This is a genomic window from Pseudoxanthomonas koreensis (assembly GCF_010093225.1).
In the GTDB taxonomy this organism is placed as follows: Bacteria; Pseudomonadota; Gammaproteobacteria; order Xanthomonadales; family Xanthomonadaceae; genus Pseudoxanthomonas; species Pseudoxanthomonas koreensis.
Map to the genome: position 1 here is coordinate 21,375 of NZ_PDWM01000005.1, position 19,363 is coordinate 40,737.

Below are 19,363 nucleotides of genomic sequence, written 5' to 3' on the forward strand. Positions count from 1 at the left end.
GGTGCCGGGATGGACGCGGTGCAGCCGCTGCCCGCGCTGGCGCAGGACCGCCTCGGACGTCCGTTGCACGACCTGCGGCTGTCGGTGATCGACGCCTGCAATTTCCGCTGCGGCTACTGCATGCCGGCCGACCGCATCCCCGACGACCACGGCCTGGATGCCGCCGGGCGGCTGTCGTTCGACCAGATCGAGACGCTGGTGCGCGGCTTCGCCGCCGTCGGCGTGCGCAAGCTGCGCCTGACCGGTGGCGAACCGCTGCTGCGCAAGCGCCTGCCGGAACTGGTCGCGCGCCTGGCGCGCGTGCCCGGCATCGACGACCTGGCCCTGACCACCAACGCCTCGCTGCTGGCCGCGCAGGCGCGCGCGCTGCGCGAGGCGGGGCTGCGGCGGATCACGGTGAGCCTGGACGCGCTGGACCCGGCGGTGTTCGGCGCGATGTCCGGCGGCCGCGGCGAGGTCGGCACGGTGCTGCGCGGGATCGCCGCCGCGGAGGAGGCCGGCTTCGACGCGCTCAAGATCAACTGCGTGGTCCAGCGCGGCGTCAACGAAGACCAGGTGCTGCCGCTGCTGCAGCACTTCCGCGGCAGCGGGCACGTGGTCCGCTTCATCGAATACATGGATGTGGGCACCTGCAACGGCTGGGCGCCGGCGCAGGTGGTGCCCTCGGCCGAGTTGCGCGCGCGCATCGATGCGCACTGGCCGCTGCGGCCGCTGCAGTCGCAGTACACTGGCGAGGTGGCCGAGCGCCATGCCTTCGTCGACGGTGGTGGCGAAGTCGGCTTCGTCAGTTCGGTCAGCGCGCCGTTCTGCGGCGACTGCCACCGCGCGCGGGTCTCGGCCGACGGCCGCCTCTATACCTGCCTGTTCGCCGCCCATGGCCATGACCTGAAGCCGGCGCTGGCGCATGGCGGCGAGGCGCTGGCCGCCGAAGTGGCCACGCTGTGGTCGCGGCGCAGCGACCGCTACAGCGAGATCCGCGGCAACCCGCGCGCGCCGCGCAAGCACATCGAGATGTACCTGATCGGAGGTTGAGTGGCCACGCGAAAATCCCCCCCCGGCAAGCTGACCCACCTGGATGCCGCCGGCCGCCCGGCGATGGTCGACGTCTCCGCCAAGCAGGTGGGCGCACGCAGCGCCACCGCCGAGTGCCGGGTGAAGTTTCCCGCCGCCGTGGCCGCGCAGCTGCGCGCCAGCGGCCTGCGCGGGCCCAAGGGCGGGATCGTCGAGACCGCGGTGATCGCCGGGACGATGGCGGCCAAGCGCACCCACGAACTGGTCCCGTTCTGCCACGCGCTGGCGCTGGACGGCGTGCGCATCGGCATCGACTGGCACGGCGACCGCGAACTGCGGATCGAATGCACCGCGCGCACCACCGCGCGCACCGGGGTGGAGATGGAAGCACTGACCGGGGCCACGGTGGCCGCGCTGACCGTGTACGACATGAGCAAGGCGCTCTCGCACGCGATCGTGCTGGGCCCGGCGAAACTGCTGGGCAAGCGCGGCGGCAAGCGCGATTTCGGGAAGACGGACTGATGGCACGGGTACGCCTGCTGTATTTCGCCAGCCTGCGCGAGGCGGCCGGGCGCGAAGGCGAGGAGGTGGAGAGCACTGCGGCCGACCTGGCCGGGCTCTACGCCGAGACCGCCGCGCGCCACGGCCTGCAATGGCCGCGCGAACGGCTGCGGGTGGCGGTGGACGGCGCCTTCGCGCGCTGGGACGACGCGCTGCGCGACGGCAGCGAGGTCGCCTTCATCCCGCCGGTGTCGGGAGGCTGAGATGGAACGCGAAGTACAGGACGGCGCCATGGCGCAGCCCGGACCGGCATGTTTCGAACTGGCCGACGCCGCGTTCGCCATCGAGCCGCTGCGCGCGCAGCTGCTGCGCGCCGAAGCCGGCGCCTACGCCAGCTTCGAAGGCTGGGTGCGCGACCACAACGACGGCCGCCCGGTGCTGGGGCTGCACTACGAGGCCTATGCCACGCTGGCGGGCGCCGAGGGCCAGCGCATCGTCGAAGAGGCGATGGCGCGCTTCGCCATCGCCGGCGTGCACTGCGTGCACCGCACCGGCGAGCTGGCGATCGGCGACCTGGCGGTGTGGGTCGGCGTGAGCGCGGCGCACCGCGACGCGGCGTTCGCCGCCTGCCGCTTCGTGATCGACGAGGTCAAGGCGCGGGTGCCGATCTGGAAGCGCGAGCGCTATGCCGACGGCGGCCCGCAGTGGCTGCATCCGGAGCCGGCCGGGGCTGGTGCGGCGCAGCAGGAGGAGCCGTGATGAAACGCATCCATCTCCATGCCGGCCTGGCGCTGGCGTTGCTCGGCGTGCAGGCGCCCGTGGCGGCCGGCGAACTGCTGGTAGGCAACAAGTCCGCCGACACGCTGTGGCGGCTGTCGCTGGAGGACGGGCGCAAGCTCGGCGAGGCGCCTACCGCGCCCGGCCCGCACGAGATCGCGGTGAGCCCCGACGGCACGCTGGCGGTGGTCAGCGAGTACGGACGACAGGCGCCGGGCCACACCCTGGGCGTGTACGGCACGGACACCGGGACCTTGCTGCGCCGGATCGATCTTGGCGTGCACGGCCGCCCGCACGGCATGCGCTTCGAGGCCGACGGCCGCCACCTGCTCGCCACCACCGAGGCCAGCGACGCATTGCTGCGGGTGGACCTGGACGGCAAGGTCGAGCGCGTGTTCGACCTGGGGCCGGGCAAGGGCCATATGGTCGCGCTCTCGGCCGATGGCGCGACCGCTTACGTGAGCAAGGTCGGCGCCGGCACCGTGGTGCGCGTGGACCTGGCCGACGGCGCGGTGCTGGAAAAACCCGCCGGCGCCGGCGCCGAAGGCATCGGCATCGCCCCGGATGGCACGGTGTGGGTGAGCAACCGCGAGGCCGGCACGGTGACCGTGCACGACCCGGCCACGCTGGACGCGCTCGACACCCTGGACAGCGCCGGCTTCCCGATCCGGGTCGGCTTCACTCCCAGCGGCCGGCACGCGCTGGTGACCAACGCGCGTGCGGCGACTCTGGCGGTGTTCGACACGGTCTCGCGCAAGCCGGTGGCGCGGGTCGAACTGGCGCGCCCGGGCGTGGAATACCGCGAAACCATGCCCGGCCGCGCCGCGCTGCCGATCGGTGCCATCGCCGATCCGTCCGGTCAGCGCGTCTACGTCGCCATCAGCGGCGGCAACGAGATCGCCGTGGTCGACACCGCGAGCTGGAAAGTGGTGGAACGCTGGCCGACCGGCGACGAGCCGGATGCGCTGGGGATCGTGCCGTCCCGCTGACCGCCGTGGTGCACTATGTGAAACGGCGTCCCGGAGGGCCGGAACTATGCCGGGGCCGGGACGAGGGATGCGCATGGATTTCCTGAAAATCCTCAAGTCGTTCGAAGAGTTCGTCTACGAAGCGCTGACCTGGCTGGTGCTGCTGCCGCGCACCTTGTGGCGCATCGTCGTCTCGCCAAGGCGGATGACCGGTTATGCCGGCACGCAGCTGGCCTCACAGGACGAGAGCCGCTTCAGCGATGCGATCAGCCCGCCGTTGCTGCTGATCCTGTGCGTGCTGATCTCGCACTTCATCGACCTGGCCATGCGCCATCCGGCCCCGGAAGAGAACGCCGGCCTGGGCGCCGTGGTGCTGTCGTCGGAGCAGAACCTGCTGCTCTACCGGACCATCGCCTTCGGCGTGTGGTCGCTGGCGGGTGCGGTCTACCTGCTTGTACGCACCCGCCGGCCCGTGGACCGGGAGACGTTGCGGGCGCCGTTCTACGAACAGTGCTACCTGGTCGCACCCTTCGCTTTCACCATCTCGGTGTCGCTGACGCTGATGGCGCTGGACCGTCCGTGGCTGGTGCAGATCGCCGCATGCATGTTCCTGGCAGCGACCGGCTGGTTCTGGCTGGTGCAGGCGGCGTGGTTCCGCTCGCGCGCTTCGCTGGGCCTGTGGCGCAGCCTGTTGGCGGCCGCGCTGGTGCTGGTCGTCGGATCCGTCGTCAATGCAGGCGTGGGGCGTGTGCTGAGTGCCAGCGGCCACGCTTCGGCAACGGCGGCCGAAGATCCGGCGTCGCCTTGAGAAGAGCAGGGCTGGTGCGCCGGTATGGCGCCCCTGGCTTTAGGACGTTGATTTTCCGGTGCGCGAAAAGGTGGCGGCCCCGCCGGCTTGCCTCGGCGCCCGCGTCGATCGATACCGTTGCTGCCTTCCGGCCCTGGCGGGATTTTCGATCTAGCGTCGCGAGGGGCCGACGGGGCCACCATGGGACTGGAGCGCGCGGGCGGTCCAGGGTTCCGGCAGGCGGGGCGGGCGGTTGAAGCGGCCGCCGCGCGAGCGGGGAGGCGAATTCTAGCCGATCCGTGCGACGGGCCGCCATGGCGGGGCGTGTCGGGGTGGACCAAAACCGGTTCACTTTACAAGCAGGTTGTCATATGACAACCTGCTTGGTGTCACTGGATTCCTTGGCGTAATCGACAACACTCAATGAGTGAGTACGAATTCACCTTGAAGTTCCGATTGCCGGACGTCGACGCTGATCCGGAGCAGTTCATCGACGCGCTGGCCGAGGCCGGATGCGATGACGCGACTGTGGGTATCGGCCAGCAAGGCCGCATCGCCCTGGACTTTACCCGCGAGGCTGCCGATGCCCTGGAGGCCATCGTTTCGGCGGTGCAGGCGGTCAAGGGTGCGATCCCCGGTGCGGAGCTGATCGAAGCATCGCCGGATTTCGTGGGACTGACGGATGTGGCGGACCTGGTCGGTTGTTCGCGCCAGAACATCCGCAAGCTGATGATCAGTAATCCAGAGACCTTCCCGGCTGCGGTGCATGAGGGCTCACAGGCGTTCTGGCACCTGCGCCCGGTGTTGGTCTGGTTTTCCGAGACCCAGAAGCGGCCGATCGATCGCTCGCTGATCGAGGTTTCCGAAGTGACCATGAAGGTCAACATCGCAAAAGAGACGCGCCGCATGTCCGGCGTGGGGCTCCTCAAAGAGCTCGAAACGCTCTTCGCTTGAGGCGCTGGTTCAGCAGTACTGGCGGGTGGGTTCCGGCGAAGCGCGGGGGTATGGGGCCTCCTGGGGGGGGCGAGACCAGAAGCTTCCGCTTGCCGGGTGCCTGTCCGGCGGGGAGTTGCGATAGCACTCGGAACAGTTGTACGGTATTCTTCCGTACAAGGAGGTCCGCCATGACCAACGCCGCTGCCCGTCTCGACCTGCGCCTGAGCCCTGCGGACAAGGCGCGCATTGCCCGCGCCGCCGACCTGCGCGGCGTGCCGCTGTCCGCATTCGTGCGCGATGCGGTACTGCGCGAAGCCGAAAGCATCATGGCTGCCGAACTGACCGTCACCCTGTCGGTGGAAGAGTCCCGGCGCCTCCTCGAGGCGCTGGATGCTCCCTTCCAGCCCAATGCCAGGCTCAAGAAGGCCCTCGTCCGCGTCACGCAGGCCTGATGCGTGCTCGTTGTCGAGCAACTCAAGCCCAGGCGACATGACCGCGAGGGATTCACTTGCGGTGAGCCGACGCTGGATGCCTACCTGCGCCATCAGGCCGCCCAACACCATCGCGACGGCATAAGCACCGCACATGTCCTGGTGGATGACGCCGATCCGGCCCGCATCCTCGGCTACTACAGCCTGTCCGCTGCCCAGCTTCTGCTGACCGACCTGCAGGAGGCCGATCGCAAGCGCCTGCCCGGCTACCCGGTACCGGCTATCCGGATGGGACGGCTGGCCGTCGCGGCCAGCGAGCAGGGCAAGGGACATGGCGATTACCTGCTGGCGCATGCCGTGGCGCGCAGCCTGGGGCTGCGCGAGCAGCTCGGAGTGCGCGTGTTGCTGGTAGATGCACTGCACGAGACAGCGGCCCGCTTCTATCGCGCCTATGGCTTCCGCGAAGCCACGGCGAACTCACGGACGTTGTATCTGCCGTTGGGGGATGTCTGAGCAGAAGAAGGAATGAGGGTCGGCGAGAAGCGCGGGTCAGAGTGCACTTTCCGGAGTTGGCCCAGGCTGGGTGTCGTCGCGGATCAGCACCCAGGGAAAGTGCACTCTGCCCCCTGTTTCGCTGTTTCGCCGTCCATGAAACGTGAAGGGCCCCTTGCGTGCGCCCTCGCCGAATCAGCTAAAGTGAATCCCGAGCCAAGTCAGACCGCTACTGAAAGCGGGGGGACGTCGGGGCGAGAGGGGGATGCACTGCGGTGCTTCGCGCCTTGCCCCTTCGGGGCGACGGCTTCGCCGTCGTGTCCACCCGCTGCGCGGGTGGTCGAACCTGGGGTTCGAATCAAGCTCACCTCTCTCCGCCAGATACGCAAAAGCCCCCTTGCGGGGGCTTGTGCGTATCTGGCGGAGAGAGGGGGATTCGAACCCCCGAAGCGCGGTTTAGACGCTTACACACTTTCCAGGCGTGCTCCTTCAACCACTCGGACACCTCTCCGGAACCTGCCTGGCGCCCCGTGGGGCCCCTGTCAGGGCCGCGAATTCTAGCGCTCGCGGGCACCTGCCACAAGCGCGGGCGCGGTCCTGGGGCGGGGTTGGGCCGGGGTTCGCGGCGGCCATGGCACAATGCCGGCTCCGGTCGAAACGGTGTCCGATGTCCTATCTCGTCCTGGCCCGAAAGTGGCGCCCGAAGCGGTTTTCCGAGCTGGTCGGGCAGGAGCATGTCGTGCGCGCGCTGGGCAATGCCCTGGATACCGGGCGGGTCCACCACGCCTTCCTGTTCACCGGCACCCGCGGGGTGGGCAAGACCACCATCGCCCGGATCTTCGCCAAGTCGCTGAACTGCGAGAAGGGCACCAGCGCCGAGCCGTGCGGGGTCTGCGCGGCCTGCACCGACATCGATTCGGGCCGCTACATCGACCTGCTGGAGATCGACGCGGCCTCCAACACCGGCGTGGACGACGTCCGCGAGGTGATCGAGAACGCGCAGTACATGCCCTCGCGCGGGCAGTACAAGGTCTACCTGATCGACGAAGTGCACATGCTGTCCAAGGCGGCGTTCAACGCGCTGCTCAAGACCCTGGAGGAACCGCCGGGGCACGTGAAGTTCCTGCTCGCCACCACCGACCCGCAGAAGCTGCCGGTGACGGTGCTGTCGCGCTGCCTGCAGTTCAACCTCAAGCGGCTGGACGAGGGCCAGATCGAAGGCCAGATGACGAAGATCCTGGCCGCCGAGCAGATCGAGGCCGATGCCGGTGCGATCCGCCAGCTGGCCCGCGCCGCCGACGGCAGCCTGCGCGATGGCCTGTCGCTGCTGGACCAGGCGATCGCCTATGCCGGCGGCGCGCTGGGCGAGGACACGGTGCGGGCCATGCTCGGCAGCGTCGACCGCACCCAGGTCGCCGCGCTGCTGGACGCGCTGGCCGATGGCGACGGCGCCCGGCTGCTGGCCACGGTCGACACGGTGGCCGGTTTCGCCCCGGACTGGGGCAACGTGCTGGAGGCGCTGGCCGAAGCGTTGCACCGGATCCAGGTGCGGCAGCTGGTGCCGGGCGCGGCGCGCGAGGACGAAGGCCTGGCCGTGGACGGCTACGCGGAGCGGCTGCGGCCGGAAGTGGTCCAGCTCTGGTACCAGATGGCGGTCAACGGTCGCCGCGACCTGGAGCTGGCGCCGGCGCCGCGGGTGGGCTTCGAGATGAGCGTGCTGCGCATGCTCGCGTTCCGGCCCGAGGCCGACGCTGGCCCGCTGCCGGCGGCAGGGCAGGGGCAGGGTGCCGGCGCTGCGTCGCGTGCGCCCGGGTCGGCGCCGGTTTCCGCCGCGGGCGATGGCGCGATGAAGGACGCGAGGGGTTCCAGCACGGTGCCGCCCGCGGCGCAGCGTTCGCCTGCGCCGGAACCGGCGCGCGCGGTACCGGAGCCTGCTTCGGATGATCCGGCGCCGCCCTGGGCGCAGGACGATGCCCACGCTCCCACGCGGCGGCCGGCCGTCACCGGCGCGGTTGCGCCCGCGGCCGCGGCGACACTGGATCCGGGCATCCTGATGCCGGCCAACACGCCGCCGGCCACCAGCACCACTGCACCGGCTGCGCCCACGCCTCCCACGACGACGGGCGCTGCGCCTGCCGCCTCCGCCGGCACCACCATCCTCGACGCCGAGGACTGGCTGCGCCACGTCGCCGGCTGCGACCTCAAGGGCCCGGCGCGCGAACTGGCTGCGCACACCGCCTTCGTCGGCCATGCCGGCGGCGTGCTGACGCTGGCGCTGGCGCCGGGCTTCGAATACCTGAGCACCTCGATGTCCACCCGCGCGCTGTCCGAAGCGCTGGCGCCCGTGCTCGGCGCCGCGCCGCGGATCGCGATCCAGAGCGGGGCGGGCGGCCAGGTGGCGGCCGAGACGCTCAACGACCGCCGCGACCGCGAGCGCGATTCGCGGCAGAGCGCGGCCGAGGAAACCTTCCTCAACGATCCGGGCGTGCGTCGCCTGATCGAGCAGCACGGCGCCCGCGTGGTGCCCGATTCCATCCGACCTTCAGAAGAGAACTGAGATGCGCGGCAATATCGCCCAGCTGATGCAACAGGCGCAGAAGATGCAGGAGAACCTGCAGCGTGCCCAGGAAGAACTGGCCAAGCTCGAAGTCACCGGCAGCGCCGGCGGCGGCATGGTCAGCGTGACCCTCACCGGGACCAAGGAATGCCGCAAGGTGCGGATCGATCCTTCGGTGCTGTCCGATCCGGAGATGGCCGAGGACCTGGTCGCGGCGGCGTTCAACGATGCCGCCAACAAGGTCGATGCCGAGTCCAAGGCGAAGATGGGTGCCGCGTCCGCCGGCATGCAGCTGCCGCCGGGGATGAAGCTGCCGTTCTGACTGCACGCGCCGCCCTGCCATGAGTTCGCCGCTGCTGGAGCAGCTGATCGAGGCGCTGCGCGTGCTGCCCGGCGTCGGCCGCAAGACCGCCCAGCGCATGGCCTACCACGTGCTCGAGCGCGGGCGCGACGGCGGCCGCCACCTGGCCGAAGTGCTGGCCGAGGCGGTGGCGCGGGTGGGCCACTGCAGCCAGTGCCGCGACTTCAGCGAGGCCGAGGTCTGCGCCACCTGCGCCAGCGCCGGCCGCGACCGCCAGCTGCTGTGCGTGGTGGAATCGCCGGCCGACCGCCTGGCGATCGAGACCGCGACCGGTTATCGCGGCCTGTACTACGTGCTGCAGGGCCGGCTTTCGCCGCTGGACGGCATCGGCCCGCGCGAGCTGGGCCTGGATGCGCTGGCCGCGCGCCTGTCCGCGGGCGAGGTGGCCGAGCTGATCGTGGCCACCAGCGCCACGGTGGAAGGGGAGGCGACCGCACATTACCTGGCGCAGCTGGCGCGCCAGCACGGAGCGCGCCCGAGCCGGCTGGCGCAGGGCCTGCCGCTGGGCGGCGAGCTGGAATACGTCGACCGCGGCACCCTCTCGCACGCCTTCGGCACCCGCGGCGAAATGCCGTTGTAGGAGCCCACTTCAGGGGGCGACCCGAGGCGGTCGGGCGGGGTTGCGCTGAACGCGGCATCTCCAGAAGGGGCGCGTTGAGCGCGGCGTTTCCAGGCGGCATCGGGTCGCCCCCTGAAGTGGGCTCCTACAAAGGGCGGTGGGATCCGGACTAAGCTTCGGGTTCGTTCCCCTACATCCGGAATCCCCCCATGGGCGACACCATCTTCGGAAAGATCATCCGCCGCGAGATCCCGGCCACGATCGTCTACGAGGACGAGGAGATCCTCGGCTTCCGCGATATCGCGCCGCAGGCGCCGGTGCACGTGCTGTTCATCCCCAAGCACCGGCCGATCCCGACCCTGGACGACGCCACTGCCGCCGACGCCGAACTGCTCGGCCGGCTGATGCTGGCCGCGGCCAGGCATGCGCGCGAGGCGGGCCTGGCCGAGGATGGCTACCGGGTGGTGATGAACTGCCGCGAGCATGCCGGGCAGACCGTGTTCCACGTGCACCTGCACCTGCTCGCCGGGGCGCCGCTGGGCCACTTCGGCACGCCCTGAGCGCGGCGCCGGCGCCGCCAAGCGGAACGCCCCCAACAAGCAGAACGCCGCCCGGAGGCGGCGTTCGTGCTTCATGCATTGCAGTGGAACCGGGCAGGCCGGTTCGCGGGTGCTACCGGGGCCGCGCTACCACCAGCCCCACGGCCCCCACGGACCGCCCCACGGGCCCCAGTAGGGACCCCAGTACGGGTAGTAGGGCGTGATCACGTCGACCTCGCGCACTTCCGGCCACAGGTAGACCACGTCGGCGGCGACCAGCGGCAACGGGTAGTCGTAGTCGCCGATGCGCACCGTGTCGGTGCCGCCGATCCTGCCGACGAAGGTGACCTCACGTCCGGCGGTGAACACGGCCGGGTCGTAGAAGCCGGCGCGGCAGGCCAGGAAGCGGCCCTGGGTCATGTCGGCCGAATCGCTGTCGGGGCGGCCGGTCGAGGTCAGCGGCATCGACACCACCTGGAAGCAGGTGTGGTCCTGCTTGGGCTGGGTCTCGATGATGCGGCCGCCCCAGCGCACCGTGGGGCCGGTCTGCGGGTTGCCCACCGACTGCTGCGGGGTGACCGCGGGAAAGGTGCCCTGCAGCGGTTCGGGAGCGGTGGCGCAGGCGCCGAGCACGAGGGCCGCGCAGGCAACGAGGGCGATGCGGAACGGAATGCGGACAGTCATGGCGGCCTCCGGAAAAGTTCAGGGGCGGTGCCGCGCCAGATCGTCCAGCAGCCGGCGCATTCCCCCATGGCCGCGAGCGTAGCGCGCTTCGGCGAAACGGTGGCTGAGCGCGAGCAGGTCGGGGCCGCGGGCCGGGTGCGCGGCGGCCACGCGCCGCGCCCATTCCAGTGCCGGTTCGTGCGCGGCGCGGCCCAGGCCCAGGCGGGCGTAGCGGTGGCCCAGCCGATGCCAGGCGCGCAGCAGCGGGTCGCGCTCGCGTTCGCCGCGCGCCAGCAGCCAGATCATCCCGGCCAGGGCCAGCGCGGCCAGGGCGACGAACATGGCCAGCAATTGCGCCGGTTCCAGCCGTTGCAGCCCCAGCGGGCGCAGCAGCGACTGCTGGCGCTGCGCGTCGAAGCCCAGCACCAGGTCGTTCCAGCCGCGCCGCAGCCAGTCGGTGAGGTTGCCCAGGTTGCCCAGGCGCAGCATCTCCAGCCCGGCCACGCCGCCGGTCGCGGCGCGTTGTTCGAGCGTGTCGTAGATGCGCTCGGGCGCCACCGCCGCGGTCGGGTCGACCCGGACCCAGCCGCGACCGTCCAGCCACACCTCGGTCCAGGCGTGGGCGTCCATCCGTCGCACGATCCAGTAGCCGCCGCCGAACGGATTGCGGACGCCGCCGGTGTAGCCGGTCACCACGCGCGCGGGGATGCCGGCCGAGCGCATCAGCACGGTGAAGGCGGAGCTGAAGTGTTCGCAGAAGCCGGCGCGCTGCTCGAACAGGAATTCGTCCACGGCGTGGCGGCCGGGCAGCGGCGTGTCCAGGGTGTAGGCGAACTCGGCGTGGATCCAGCGCAGCGCGCGGTCGACGATGGCCTGGTCGTCATTGCCGGCTTCCGCGCGCCATTGCCGGCCCAGCGCGCGGGTGCGCGGGTCGTAGCCTTCCGGCAGCGCCAGTGCGCGCTGGCGCAGGATCGCCCGCAGTTCCGGATCGAACGCCTCCGGCGGCGACGACTGCAGTTGCCAGCGGCTGGGCGAGGACAGCGGGCGCAGGGTTTCCAGCGAGAAGTCGTGGCGCATGTGCGCGCCTTCGGGAGTGGCGGTGGGCAGGTCCAGCGCAGGCAGGTCGCGGCGGTCGCTGGCTTCGATCTCCAGCCGGTAGTTCCAGCGCGCGGCCGCGCGGCGCACCTGCGGCTGCGGCAGCGCCTCCAGCCAGCGCGAACGGGTCCAGGTGCGGCCGTCGTAGTCGAGCAGCACCGGGCCGCGCCAGTACATCTCCTGCACCGGCGGCTCGGCGCCGTCGAACTGCGCGCGCATCGCCGGCGCGTCGTCGGCCATCAGGTCCAGCCAGGTGCCCGGGCTCATGGTGTCGGACAGCCCCGGGCGCGCGATCGCCCGTTCCGGCACGCCCCACAGCGGCGTGGCCATGCGCGGGAACAGCCAGAACGCGACCAGCGCCAGCGGCAGCCCGATCGCCACCAGCCGGCCCATCGTGCCCAGCCGCTGGCGCAGCGGCGGCGGTGGCACGCCGGCTTCCAGGTCGGCCAGGCGCTGCAGGGTGAGCAGGCCGGCGAGCACGGCCGCCACCGCGCAGGCCATCACCAGCGGGCCCTGGTCGAGCAGGAACGCGGCGAACGGCGCGAACAGGGCGAAGGCCACCAGGCTGCGCGCATCGCGCAGGCTGCGCAGTTCGCTCGGCTTGATCGCCAGCATCGCCGCCAGCAGCGCGCAGCCGGTATCGCGGCCGAAGCGCGTGCCCATCACCGCCAGCACCGCGGCGACCATGGCCAGGGTCAGCAGCGCGCGCAGCCAGCCGGGCAGGACCTGTTTCCAGGCCAACAAGGCGATCGCCGGCGCGGTGATGGCAAAACCAATCCCCAGCGGCGGCGGCAGGTTGAGCAGCAGCGGCAGCAGCGCCAGCGCGGCGGCGGACAGGGCCCAGGCGCGGCTGCCGGCGTCGAGCAGCACCGGTTCGTCGGCAGCGGTGGCGGGCAGCGTCGCGCTCATTCCCATGGCAACAGCGCCAGCGCGCGCAGGCAGGCGTGGTGGTGCCCGGGGCCGCGGCCCGGGCCCAGTTCCGGTTGCCCCGGCAGGCGCAGGCGGTAGCGGCGGCCGTCGCGCTCGGCCAGGTCGACCCAGGCGGCCAGGCGCGCGATGCGCGGCTCGCGCGGCATGCCGCGCAGCAGCTCCCAGTCCAGGCGCAGGTCCTGCGGCTGCGCGCGCTCGTATTCGCGCACCACCAGGCTGTCGCGGCGCGCGCTGTGCTTCCAGGCGATCGCGCGCGGCGCGTCGCCGGGGCGGTAGGCGCGCAGCTGGTGCGGTTCGTCGCCGAGCGGATGCACGCGGCTGTGCTGGCCGTCGCCGCCGGATTCGGGCAGCGGCGGCGGATTGGCTTCCGCGCGCGGGTAGACCAGCAGCGGCTGCCGCGGCCACAGCCGCGACCAGGCCCGCGCCAGTCCCAGCGGCTGGGTGGTGGAGAGGCGGATCCGCCCGGGGTGCAGCCAGCCGCGGCGACGGGTGGGCAGCGGCAGCGACAGTTCGGCATTGCCGTCGGCACCGGTGCCGGTCCAGCCGATCGCGCCGCCGAGGTCGCCGCGCAGCCCGCGCCGGCGGCGGCCGTCATGGCTGGACAGCGCCAGCCGCAGCCGCAGGGTGTCGCCGGCGGCCACCGGTTCGGCCGAGACCGTGTCCAGCTGCAGGCCCGACAGCTGCAGGTGCGCGGCGATCAGGCTGGCCAGCCCGGCCGCGCCCAGCAGCAGCGCCAGCAGCAGCGCCGGATTGTTGTTGTAGTTCAGCGCGCCCAGCGCCATCGCCGCCACCAGCAGCGCGTAGAACAGGCCGAACGGCGTGGGCAGCACGTAGATGCGGCGGCGGTCGATCCGCACCGGCAGCGCCTCCGGCGCGCGCGGGCGTTCGAAGCGTTGCAGGCGCGCGCGCAGCCCGTGCAGGGCGGCGCGCATCAGTCCACCGGCACCGCGTGCAGCACCGCCTTGGCCAGCGCCGCGCCGCTGCCCGCTTCGGCTTCGCCGACCAGGCGGTGGCCGGCAACCGCGATGAACAGCGCCTGCACGTCCTCCGGCAGCACGTGGCTGCGGCCGAGCAGCAGCGCATACGCGCGCGCGGCGCGCAGCAGCGCCAGGCCGGCGCGCGGCGACAGGCCCACGCGTACGCCCGGCTGCTGCCGGCTGCGCGCCAGCAGCGCCTGCACGTAGCCGACCAGCGCCTCGCTGGCATGCACCTGCTCGGCGGCGCGGCGCAGCGCCTGCACGTCGCCGTCGCCCAGCACCGGCGGCGCCTGCGCGATCAGTTCGCGGCGGTCGGCGCCGGTGAGCAGGGCGCGCTCGGATTCGGCGTTGGGATAGCCCAGCGAGAAGCGCAGCAGGAAGCGGTCCAGCTGCGAATCCGGCAGCGGGAAGGTACCCGACAGGTCCACCGGGTTCTGCGTGGCGATGACGAAGAACGGATCGGGCAGCGGATGGGTGGTGCCGTCCACGGTGACCTGCTGCTCGGCCATCGCTTCCAGCAGCGCGCTCTGGGTGCGCGGCGGGGCGCGGTTGATCTCGTCGGCCAGCAGCACCTGGGCGAACACCGGGCCGGGGTGGAACTGGAACTGGCGCGAACCGGCCTCGTACACCGACACGCCGAGCACGTCGGCCGGCAGCAGGTCGGAGGTGAACTGGATGCGCTGGAAGGCCAGGCCCACGGTCGCGGCGAGCGCGTGCGCCAGCGTGGTCTTGCCCAGCCCGGGCAGGTCCTCGATCAGCACGTGACCACCGGCGAGCAGGGCGACGAAGGCCAGCCGCACTTCCTGCGGCTTGCCCAGGACCAGGCCATTGACCTGGCGTTGCGCCAGCGCGAGCGCATCGCGCAGGGCGTCGGTTAGGATGGAGTCCAGCTCCGCGGTCCGCGTCATCGTCTTCCTGCACCGTGGGATCGGAAAGGAGTGTAGCGGCAGATGGAGGCGGAACTGCGCGCGCGCCGCGCTTTCATCGCATGCTGGATCGCGGCCTGCGTGCTCAAGCTGGTGGTCGCCGCGCGGCTGCCGCTGTTCGTCGACGAAGCGTTCTACTGGCAGGAAGGCCGGCACCTGGCGTCGGCGTACTCCGACCTGCCGGGGATGAGCGCCTGGCTGGCGCGGCTGGGCACCGGGCTGGGCGGCGAACATACGCTGGCCCTGCGCCTGCCGTTCCTGGCGATGGGCGCGCTGCTGCCGTGGTGGGCGGCGCGGATCGGCCGGCGCTGGTTCGGCGCGATCCATGGCTGGCGCGCCGGCACCCTGGCGGTGCTGCTGCCGTTGCTGGGCATGCTCGGGATCCTGGCGCTGCCGGACGTGCCGATGGCGCTGGCCACGGTGCTGTGCCTGCACGCCGGTGCGCGCCTGCTGCACGAGGTCACGCCGCTGGCGGCGCTGGAACTGGCGCTGGGGCTGGCACTGGGTGCGTTGAGCCACTACCGCTTCGCCGGCGTGATTGTGGTCGGCGCGGCGGTGATGCTGTGGCTGCCGCAGGGCCGGCGCCTGCTGCGCGACCCGCGCATGCTGCTCGCGCTGGCGGTCGGTGCGCTGGCCTGGCTGCCGCTGCTGCTGTGGAACCTGGAGAACGGCGAGGCCGGGTTGCGCTTCCAGCTGGTGGAACGGCATCCCTGGGCATTGCATGCCGGCGGCTTGGCCTTCATCCCGTTGCAGGTGCTGCTGGTGACACCGCTGCTGGGCTGGGCGCTGCTGCAGGCGGCGTGGACCACCGGCTGGAAGCGGCGGCCGGCGCGGCCGCAGTGGCGGTTCCTGGCGCTGTTCGGTTCGATCGTGCTGGGCGGGATCTTTTTGCTGGGTTTCTTCACCGACAACCAGCGGGTGAGCTTCCACTGGCCGGTGCCGGCCTACCTGGCGCTGCTGCCGGCGGCGGCCATGCTGCTGGACGGCTGGTCGCGGCCGTGGCGGCGGCTGGCGTGGGCGCTGGCCGGGGCAGGGATGCTGGCGGTGCTGGCGTGGCACCTGGCGGTGGCTTCGCCGGCGTTGCGCGCGCACAGCGCAGGCTCCAAGCACTACCCGCGCAACTTCACCGGCTGGGAGCCGCTGGCCGCGGCGGTACGCGCGGAACTGGCGCAGATGCCGGCGGGTACGCGGGTGCTGGCGGAGGACTTCAAGGTCGGCGCCGAACTGGGTTTCGCCCTGGGCGATCCACGCATCGCGGTGCTGGACCATCCGCTCAACCACGCACACGGCCGTGCACCGCAGTTGAAGCTATGGGGCCTGCAGGCCGACGCCGCGCCCGATGCGCCGACGCTGCTGGTGCTGGCGCCGGGCGACCTGCCTTTCAGGCAGTGGCTGCAGCGCTACCGCGAACTGTGCGCGCGGCTGGGGCCGCTGCCGCCGGCGCGCAGCGTGGCGGTGGACCATGGCAACCAGCGCTTCCTGCTGCTGCGCCTGCAGCCCGGCGCGCAGCCCGTGCCCGGTGCCTGCGTCGCGCCGGCGCTGGCCTGGATCGATGCGCCCGCGCCCGGTTCGAGCGTGCCGCCGAGGTTCGAGGTAAGCGGCTGGGCGTTCAAGGAGGGCGTGGGGCTGTCGCGGGTGGAAGTGCTGCTCGACGATGCGGTGGTGGCGCGGGCCGACTACGGCAGCGAGTTCGACGTGGCAAGCCACTTCCCCGGCTCGGCCGATCCGAACCAGCCGCGGGTCGGGTTCCATGCCGTGGTCGACCTGCCTGCCAGTGTGGCGGGGCGGCGCTGGCTGGGGCTGCGCCTGCACGGCGCCGACGGCAGCGTCGAAGACTGGCTGCAGCAGCCGCTGCGGATCGTCGCCGCGGACCACGACCGGTAACATGCGCGCCGGCCCGGGTGGCCGATGCAGAGGAGCAGGGGAAGCGATGCACAGCCACGACAGTGACGCGCAGGCGCATGGCGCGGGCGGGGACGAAGCCGGGCCGCGGATCGCGCTGCTGGTCCCCTGTCGCAACGAGGCGGCGACCGTGGCCGCGGGGGTGGAAGCATTCCGCGCCAGCCTGCCGTCGGCCACCTGCCACGTGTTCGACAACCTTTCCAGCGACGCCACCGCGGAGCTGGCCCGCGCCGCCGGCGCGGTGGTGCATCGGGTGGGGCTGCGCGGCAAGGGCAACGTCGTCCGCCGTGCCTTCGCCGACATCGAGGCCGACGTCTACGTGATGGTCGACGGCGACGCCACCTACGACGCGGCGGCCGCGCCGGTACTGGTGCGGCGGCTGCTCGACGAAGGCCTGGACATGGTCGTGGGCGCGCGCGTGGACCGCGAGCGCGCCGCCTACCGCGCCGGCCACCGCTTCGGCAACCGCCTGCTGACCCGCTGCGTGGGGGTGCTGTTCGGCGACAGCTTCGAGGACATGCTGTCCGGCTACCGGGTGTTCTCGCGGCGCTACGTGAAGTCGTTCCCGGCGCACGCGTCCGGGTTCGAGATCGAGACCGAACTGGCGGTGCACGCGTTGCAGCTGCGCATGCCGGTGGCCGAGGTGGCCACCGCCTACGGCGCGCGGCCGCAGGGTTCCACCAGCAAGCTCAACACCTGGCGCGACGGCGCGCGCATCCTCGGCACCATCGCGCGGCTGTTCAAGGCCGAGCGGCCGCTGCTGTTCTTCTCCACCGGCGCAGTGGCCAGCACGCTGCTGGCGGTGGTGCTGGCGGTGCCGCTGTTCGTCACCTACGTGGAAACCGGGCTGGTGCCGCGCTTCCCGACCGCGATCCTGTGCTCGGCGCTGGTCCTGCTGGCGGCGGTGCTGCTGGCCTGCGGCCTGATCCTGGACACGGTCACCCGCGGGCGGACCGAGGCCAAGCGCCTGGCCTACCTGGCGATCCCGGCGACCCGCGGGGAACTGCCGCGCGCGCACGGTGCCGCGGCCCCGCGCAGCGCGCCGGAGGGCGCCGGAGCGGCCACCCGTGCCGGCTGAAGCGGGGGCGCGCGCCAGCCTGGCCGCGCGCCTGCGCATGTGCCTGGCGCGTCCGTTGGCGGCGCTGGCGCGGACCTTCGGTTTCGGCACCCGGCGCGGGATCGCCCGTGCCACGGTCGCCGTATCGGTGCTGTGCGCACTGGCCTCGCTGCTGCGCGGCCAGGACGCGAACTGGGACCTGCGCAACTACCACGTCTACAACGCCTGGGCCGTGCTGGAAGGTCGCCTGGGCATCGACCTGGCGCCGGCGCAGATGCAGAGCTATTTCGTGCCGTTGCTGGACGTGCCGTACTTCCTGCTGGTGCAGCACGCACCGGCGCCGCTGGCCGCCGTGCTGCTCGGCCTGCTGCACGGGCTGGCGTTCCTGCCGCTGGCATGGATCGCATGGCGTGCGCTGGAAGACGACGTGCGCCGCGACTGGCTGGCGCCGCTGCTCGGCATCGCCGGGTTGGCCAGCGCGGCGTTCCTGTCCGAACTGGGCAACACCATGGGCGATGCCAGCACTGCGCCACTCGTGCTCGGGGCGCTGGCGCTGTCGCTGCCGGGCACCGATGACCGTTGGTCGGCGCGGCGCCTGGCACTGGCCGGTGTGCTGCTGGGCCTGGCGGTGGCGTTCAAGCTGACCAATGCGATGTATGCCGTCGCGCTGGGCCTGGCGGTGCTGGCCGCACCGTTGCCGTGGCGCGCACGGATCTTCGCCGGGTCCTGGCTGGCCCTGGTCGCGCTGGCGGTGTTCGCGCTGCTGGCGGGGCCGTGGCTGTACGCGGTGTGGTCGACGTTTGGCAACCCGCTGTTCCCGCAGTTCAATGCCTGGTTCCAGGCGCCGCTGGCGCCGCCGCTGACGGTGGGCGACCAGCGTTGGCTGCCGCGCAGCTTCGGCGAGGCGCTGCTGCGCCCGCTGACGTCCACCGCCAACCCCTACCTGGTCAGCGAGATCGCGTTGCTGCAGGTCACCTGGGCGCTGCTCTACGTGGCCGCGATCATCGCGCTGCTGGCATGGATCGCGCGCCGGCTGGGGTGGATGCAGGGCACCGGCGTGGCGCCGGCAGCAGCGGGCGTGCGCCGGATGCCGGGTGTGTTCTTCGTCGCCGGCTACGCCATCTGGCTGGCGATGTTCAGCATCCACCGCTACCTGGTCGTGCTGGAACTGCTGGCGCCGTTGCTGCTGTGGTTGCTGCTGCACTGGCTGCTCAGGCCGCGGCTGGCGGGGCGCGTCGCTACCGTGGCGATCGCGCTCGCGGCGCTGGTGGCGCTGGCGGGCTGGAACAGCTGGGGGCACGCGGGCTGGTCGCAACGCGCGTTCCGGGTCGAGGCGCCGCGCTTGATGCCGCCCACGGTGCTGCTGGTCGGCAATGAGCCGCAGGCGTGGCGACTGCCGTTCCTGCCCGAAGGGCCGGTCTACGCCTCGGTGGGGTCCAACTTCCCCGAATCGGAAGCGTACGTGGCGCGGGTGCGGGCGATGGTGGCCGCCGGCGGCGGCGAAGCCGGCGCGATCGTGCCGGCGGCGGTGGACCGGCGCGCCGAGAGCATCGAGCGGCGCAACCGCTGGGCGGCGTGGCTGCGGCTCGACACCGGGGACTGCCGCCTGTTGCGCTGGCTGGCCGGCCGCAGCCGCAGCGTGGAGCTGGTCGCCGCCGCACAGTCGCCGGACGGACGCTGCCACCTGCGCCCGGCCGCCGCACGCCTGCTGGCCACCGGCGACGCCAACCGCGAGCTGCTGGACGGCGCCGATGTGGTGCTGGCCCGCTATGGCTTCAGGCTGGATGCGGCCAGTTGCGAGGTCCTGGACAGCCGGATCGGCCGGCAGCCGCATCCCTGGCACTGGTGCCGCGTCGTGGCCGCCGGAGACTGAAGGCGAGGGGCTGCGGCCGGC

The 19,363-nt window shown here is 72.1% G+C and carries 20 protein-coding genes, 1 tRNA gene and 1 other RNA gene; 16 read left to right on the forward strand and 6 right to left on the reverse strand.

Annotation, left to right across the window (positions count from 1 at the left end; translation table 11 throughout):
- The first annotated feature begins 9 nt into the window (after positions 1-9).
- The 6 genes from moaA to CSC64_RS02690 all read left to right on the forward strand — a co-directional run bounded on the left by moaA (position 10) and on the right by CSC64_RS02690 (position 4,065).
- Positions 10-1,032, forward strand: coding sequence for a GTP 3',8-cyclase MoaA (gene moaA / locus CSC64_RS02665; protein ID WP_162433854.1), 1,023 nt, complete (start codon positions 10-12; stop codon positions 1,030-1,032).
- Entirely contained in the window at positions 1,033-1,533 is a 501-nt protein-coding gene (moaC, locus tag CSC64_RS02670) for a cyclic pyranopterin monophosphate synthase MoaC (protein WP_162433784.1), read from the forward strand. It abuts the gene before it with no gap.
- A complete protein-coding gene (locus CSC64_RS02675; protein ID WP_162433785.1) occupies positions 1,533-1,775 on the forward strand; it encodes a MoaD/ThiS family protein in 243 nt (80 codons plus the stop codon). Before moaC ends, CSC64_RS02675 begins: the two co-directional genes overlap by 1 nt.
- A gap of 1 nt (position 1,776) precedes the next feature.
- Positions 1,777-2,271 carry a molybdenum cofactor biosynthesis protein MoaE gene (locus CSC64_RS02680; RefSeq protein ID WP_238389726.1) on the forward strand — a complete coding sequence of 165 codons (495 nt, stop codon included), beginning with the start codon at positions 1,777-1,779 and terminating at the stop codon, positions 2,269-2,271.
- Complete coding sequence (locus CSC64_RS02685; RefSeq protein WP_238389727.1) at positions 2,271-3,278, forward strand: Vgb family protein; 1,008 nt, start codon at positions 2,271-2,273, stop codon at positions 3,276-3,278. Before CSC64_RS02680 ends, CSC64_RS02685 begins: the two co-directional genes overlap by 1 nt.
- Before the next feature lie 73 nt (positions 3,279-3,351).
- Positions 3,352-4,065 carry a hypothetical protein gene (locus tag CSC64_RS02690; RefSeq protein ID WP_162433786.1) on the forward strand — a complete coding sequence of 238 codons (714 nt, stop codon included), beginning with the start codon at positions 3,352-3,354 and terminating at the stop codon, positions 4,063-4,065.
- 76 nt (positions 4,066-4,141) lie between these two features.
- Here CSC64_RS02690 and ffs read toward each other — a convergent pair.
- Positions 4,142-4,238: signal recognition particle sRNA small type (ffs, locus tag CSC64_RS02695), an RNA gene on the reverse strand.
- Positions 4,239-4,467: 229 nt separating this feature from the next.
- Here ffs and CSC64_RS02700 point away from each other — a divergent pair.
- From CSC64_RS02700 to CSC64_RS02710, 3 genes are all read left to right on the forward strand, one after another.
- On the forward strand, positions 4,468-4,998 hold the full coding sequence (locus tag CSC64_RS02700; RefSeq protein WP_162433787.1) for a helix-turn-helix transcriptional regulator: 531 nt from the start codon (positions 4,468-4,470) through the stop codon (positions 4,996-4,998).
- A gap of 170 nt (positions 4,999-5,168) precedes the next feature.
- Complete coding sequence (locus tag CSC64_RS02705) at positions 5,169-5,432, forward strand: type II toxin-antitoxin system TacA family antitoxin (protein ID WP_162433788.1); 264 nt, start codon at positions 5,169-5,171, stop codon at positions 5,430-5,432.
- A 3-nt stretch (positions 5,433-5,435) separates the two neighbouring features.
- The gene (locus CSC64_RS02710; RefSeq protein WP_162433789.1) at positions 5,436-5,924 is read left to right on the forward strand and encodes a GNAT family N-acetyltransferase; all 489 of its coding nucleotides are present in this window, start codon (positions 5,436-5,438) and stop codon (positions 5,922-5,924) included.
- Between the two features lie 397 nt (positions 5,925-6,321).
- Here CSC64_RS02710 and CSC64_RS02715 read toward each other — a convergent pair.
- Positions 6,322-6,414, reverse strand: a tRNA-Ser gene (locus tag CSC64_RS02715).
- A gap of 156 nt (positions 6,415-6,570) precedes the next feature.
- On the opposite strand from CSC64_RS02715, the gene dnaX reads away from it, so the two are divergent.
- The 4 genes from dnaX to CSC64_RS02735 all read left to right on the forward strand — a co-directional run bounded on the left by dnaX (position 6,571) and on the right by CSC64_RS02735 (position 9,940).
- Positions 6,571-8,460 (forward strand): DNA polymerase III subunit gamma/tau, encoded by a 1,890-nt coding sequence (gene dnaX / locus CSC64_RS02720; protein ID WP_162433790.1) that lies wholly within the window; start codon positions 6,571-6,573, stop codon positions 8,458-8,460.
- A gap of 1 nt (position 8,461) precedes the next feature.
- Complete coding sequence (locus CSC64_RS02725; RefSeq protein WP_162433791.1) at positions 8,462-8,782, forward strand: YbaB/EbfC family nucleoid-associated protein; 321 nt, start codon at positions 8,462-8,464, stop codon at positions 8,780-8,782.
- Between the two features lie 19 nt (positions 8,783-8,801).
- Positions 8,802-9,401, forward strand: coding sequence for a recombination mediator RecR (gene recR, locus CSC64_RS02730; RefSeq protein ID WP_162433792.1), 600 nt, complete (start codon positions 8,802-8,804; stop codon positions 9,399-9,401).
- Between the two features lie 188 nt (positions 9,402-9,589).
- Positions 9,590-9,940: a histidine triad nucleotide-binding protein gene (locus CSC64_RS02735; RefSeq protein ID WP_162433793.1), complete on the forward strand. Its 351-nt coding sequence runs from the start codon at positions 9,590-9,592 to the stop codon at positions 9,938-9,940.
- Between the two features lie 126 nt (positions 9,941-10,066).
- On the opposite strand, the gene CSC64_RS02740 is transcribed toward CSC64_RS02735, so the two are convergent.
- The 4 genes from CSC64_RS02740 to CSC64_RS02755 are packed head-to-tail and all read right to left on the reverse strand — an operon-like array spanning position 10,067 to position 14,492.
- Positions 10,067-10,603 (reverse strand): Slp family lipoprotein, encoded by a 537-nt coding sequence (locus tag CSC64_RS02740; RefSeq protein WP_162433794.1) that lies wholly within the window; start codon positions 10,601-10,603, stop codon positions 10,067-10,069.
- An 18-nt stretch (positions 10,604-10,621) separates the two neighbouring features.
- The gene (locus CSC64_RS02745; protein WP_162433795.1) at positions 10,622-12,586 is read right to left on the reverse strand and encodes a transglutaminase TgpA family protein; all 1,965 of its coding nucleotides are present in this window, start codon (positions 12,584-12,586) and stop codon (positions 10,622-10,624) included.
- On the reverse strand, positions 12,583-13,539 hold the full coding sequence (locus tag CSC64_RS02750) for a DUF58 domain-containing protein (RefSeq protein ID WP_162433796.1): 957 nt from the start codon (positions 13,537-13,539) through the stop codon (positions 12,583-12,585). Before CSC64_RS02750 ends, CSC64_RS02745 begins: the two co-directional genes overlap by 4 nt.
- A complete protein-coding gene (locus CSC64_RS02755) occupies positions 13,539-14,492 on the reverse strand; it encodes an AAA family ATPase (protein WP_162433797.1) in 954 nt (317 codons plus the stop codon). Before CSC64_RS02755 ends, CSC64_RS02750 begins: the two co-directional genes overlap by 1 nt.
- Positions 14,493-14,534: 42 nt before the next feature.
- Between CSC64_RS02755 and CSC64_RS02760 the strand changes: the two genes are divergently transcribed.
- The 3 genes from CSC64_RS02760 to CSC64_RS02770 are packed head-to-tail and all read left to right on the forward strand — an operon-like array spanning position 14,535 to position 19,342.
- Positions 14,535-16,394: an ArnT family glycosyltransferase gene (locus tag CSC64_RS02760; protein WP_162433798.1), complete on the forward strand. Its 1,860-nt coding sequence runs from the start codon at positions 14,535-14,537 to the stop codon at positions 16,392-16,394.
- Between the two features lie 46 nt (positions 16,395-16,440).
- Positions 16,441-17,490: a glycosyltransferase family 2 protein gene (locus tag CSC64_RS02765; protein WP_162433799.1), complete on the forward strand. Its 1,050-nt coding sequence runs from the start codon at positions 16,441-16,443 to the stop codon at positions 17,488-17,490.
- Positions 17,480-19,342, forward strand: a complete 1,863-nt coding sequence (locus tag CSC64_RS02770) for a glycosyltransferase 87 family protein (RefSeq protein ID WP_238389728.1) — start codon at positions 17,480-17,482, stop codon at positions 19,340-19,342. The genes CSC64_RS02765 and CSC64_RS02770 overlap by 11 nt, the downstream gene beginning before the upstream one ends.
- The last annotated feature ends 21 nt before the right edge of the window (positions 19,343-19,363 follow it).

Coding starts and splice junctions, on each gene's coding strand:
- CSC64_RS02765 (WP_162433799.1), top strand. CDS start 16,441: ATGCACAGCCACGACAGTGACGCGCAGGCGCATGGCGCGGGCGGGGAC.
- CSC64_RS02740 (WP_162433794.1), bottom strand. CDS start 10,603: ATGACTGTCCGCATTCCGTTCCGCATCGCCCTCGTTGCCTGCGCGGCC.
- CSC64_RS02690 (WP_162433786.1), top strand. CDS start 3,352: ATGGATTTCCTGAAAATCCTCAAGTCGTTCGAAGAGTTCGTCTACGAA.
- recR (WP_162433792.1), top strand. CDS start 8,802: ATGAGTTCGCCGCTGCTGGAGCAGCTGATCGAGGCGCTGCGCGTGCTG.
- CSC64_RS02745 (WP_162433795.1), bottom strand. CDS start 12,586: ATGAGCGCGACGCTGCCCGCCACCGCTGCCGACGAACCGGTGCTGCTC.
- CSC64_RS02735 (WP_162433793.1), top strand. CDS start 9,590: ATGGGCGACACCATCTTCGGAAAGATCATCCGCCGCGAGATCCCGGCC.
- CSC64_RS02685 (WP_238389727.1), top strand. CDS start 2,271: ATGAAACGCATCCATCTCCATGCCGGCCTGGCGCTGGCGTTGCTCGGC.
- CSC64_RS02725 (WP_162433791.1), top strand. CDS start 8,462: ATGCGCGGCAATATCGCCCAGCTGATGCAACAGGCGCAGAAGATGCAG.
- CSC64_RS02675 (WP_162433785.1), top strand. CDS start 1,533: ATGGCACGGGTACGCCTGCTGTATTTCGCCAGCCTGCGCGAGGCGGCC.
- moaA (WP_162433854.1), top strand. CDS start 10: ATGGACGCGGTGCAGCCGCTGCCCGCGCTGGCGCAGGACCGCCTCGGA.
- CSC64_RS02700 (WP_162433787.1), top strand. CDS start 4,468: ATGAGTGAGTACGAATTCACCTTGAAGTTCCGATTGCCGGACGTCGAC.
- CSC64_RS02680 (WP_238389726.1), top strand. CDS start 1,777: ATGGAACGCGAAGTACAGGACGGCGCCATGGCGCAGCCCGGACCGGCA.
- CSC64_RS02750 (WP_162433796.1), bottom strand. CDS start 13,539: ATGCGCGCCGCCCTGCACGGGCTGCGCGCGCGCCTGCAACGCTTCGAA.
- CSC64_RS02760 (WP_162433798.1), top strand. CDS start 14,535: ATGGAGGCGGAACTGCGCGCGCGCCGCGCTTTCATCGCATGCTGGATC.
- CSC64_RS02705 (WP_162433788.1), top strand. CDS start 5,169: ATGACCAACGCCGCTGCCCGTCTCGACCTGCGCCTGAGCCCTGCGGAC.
- dnaX (WP_162433790.1), top strand. CDS start 6,571: ATGTCCTATCTCGTCCTGGCCCGAAAGTGGCGCCCGAAGCGGTTTTCC.
- CSC64_RS02755 (WP_162433797.1), bottom strand. CDS start 14,492: ATGACGCGGACCGCGGAGCTGGACTCCATCCTAACCGACGCCCTGCGC.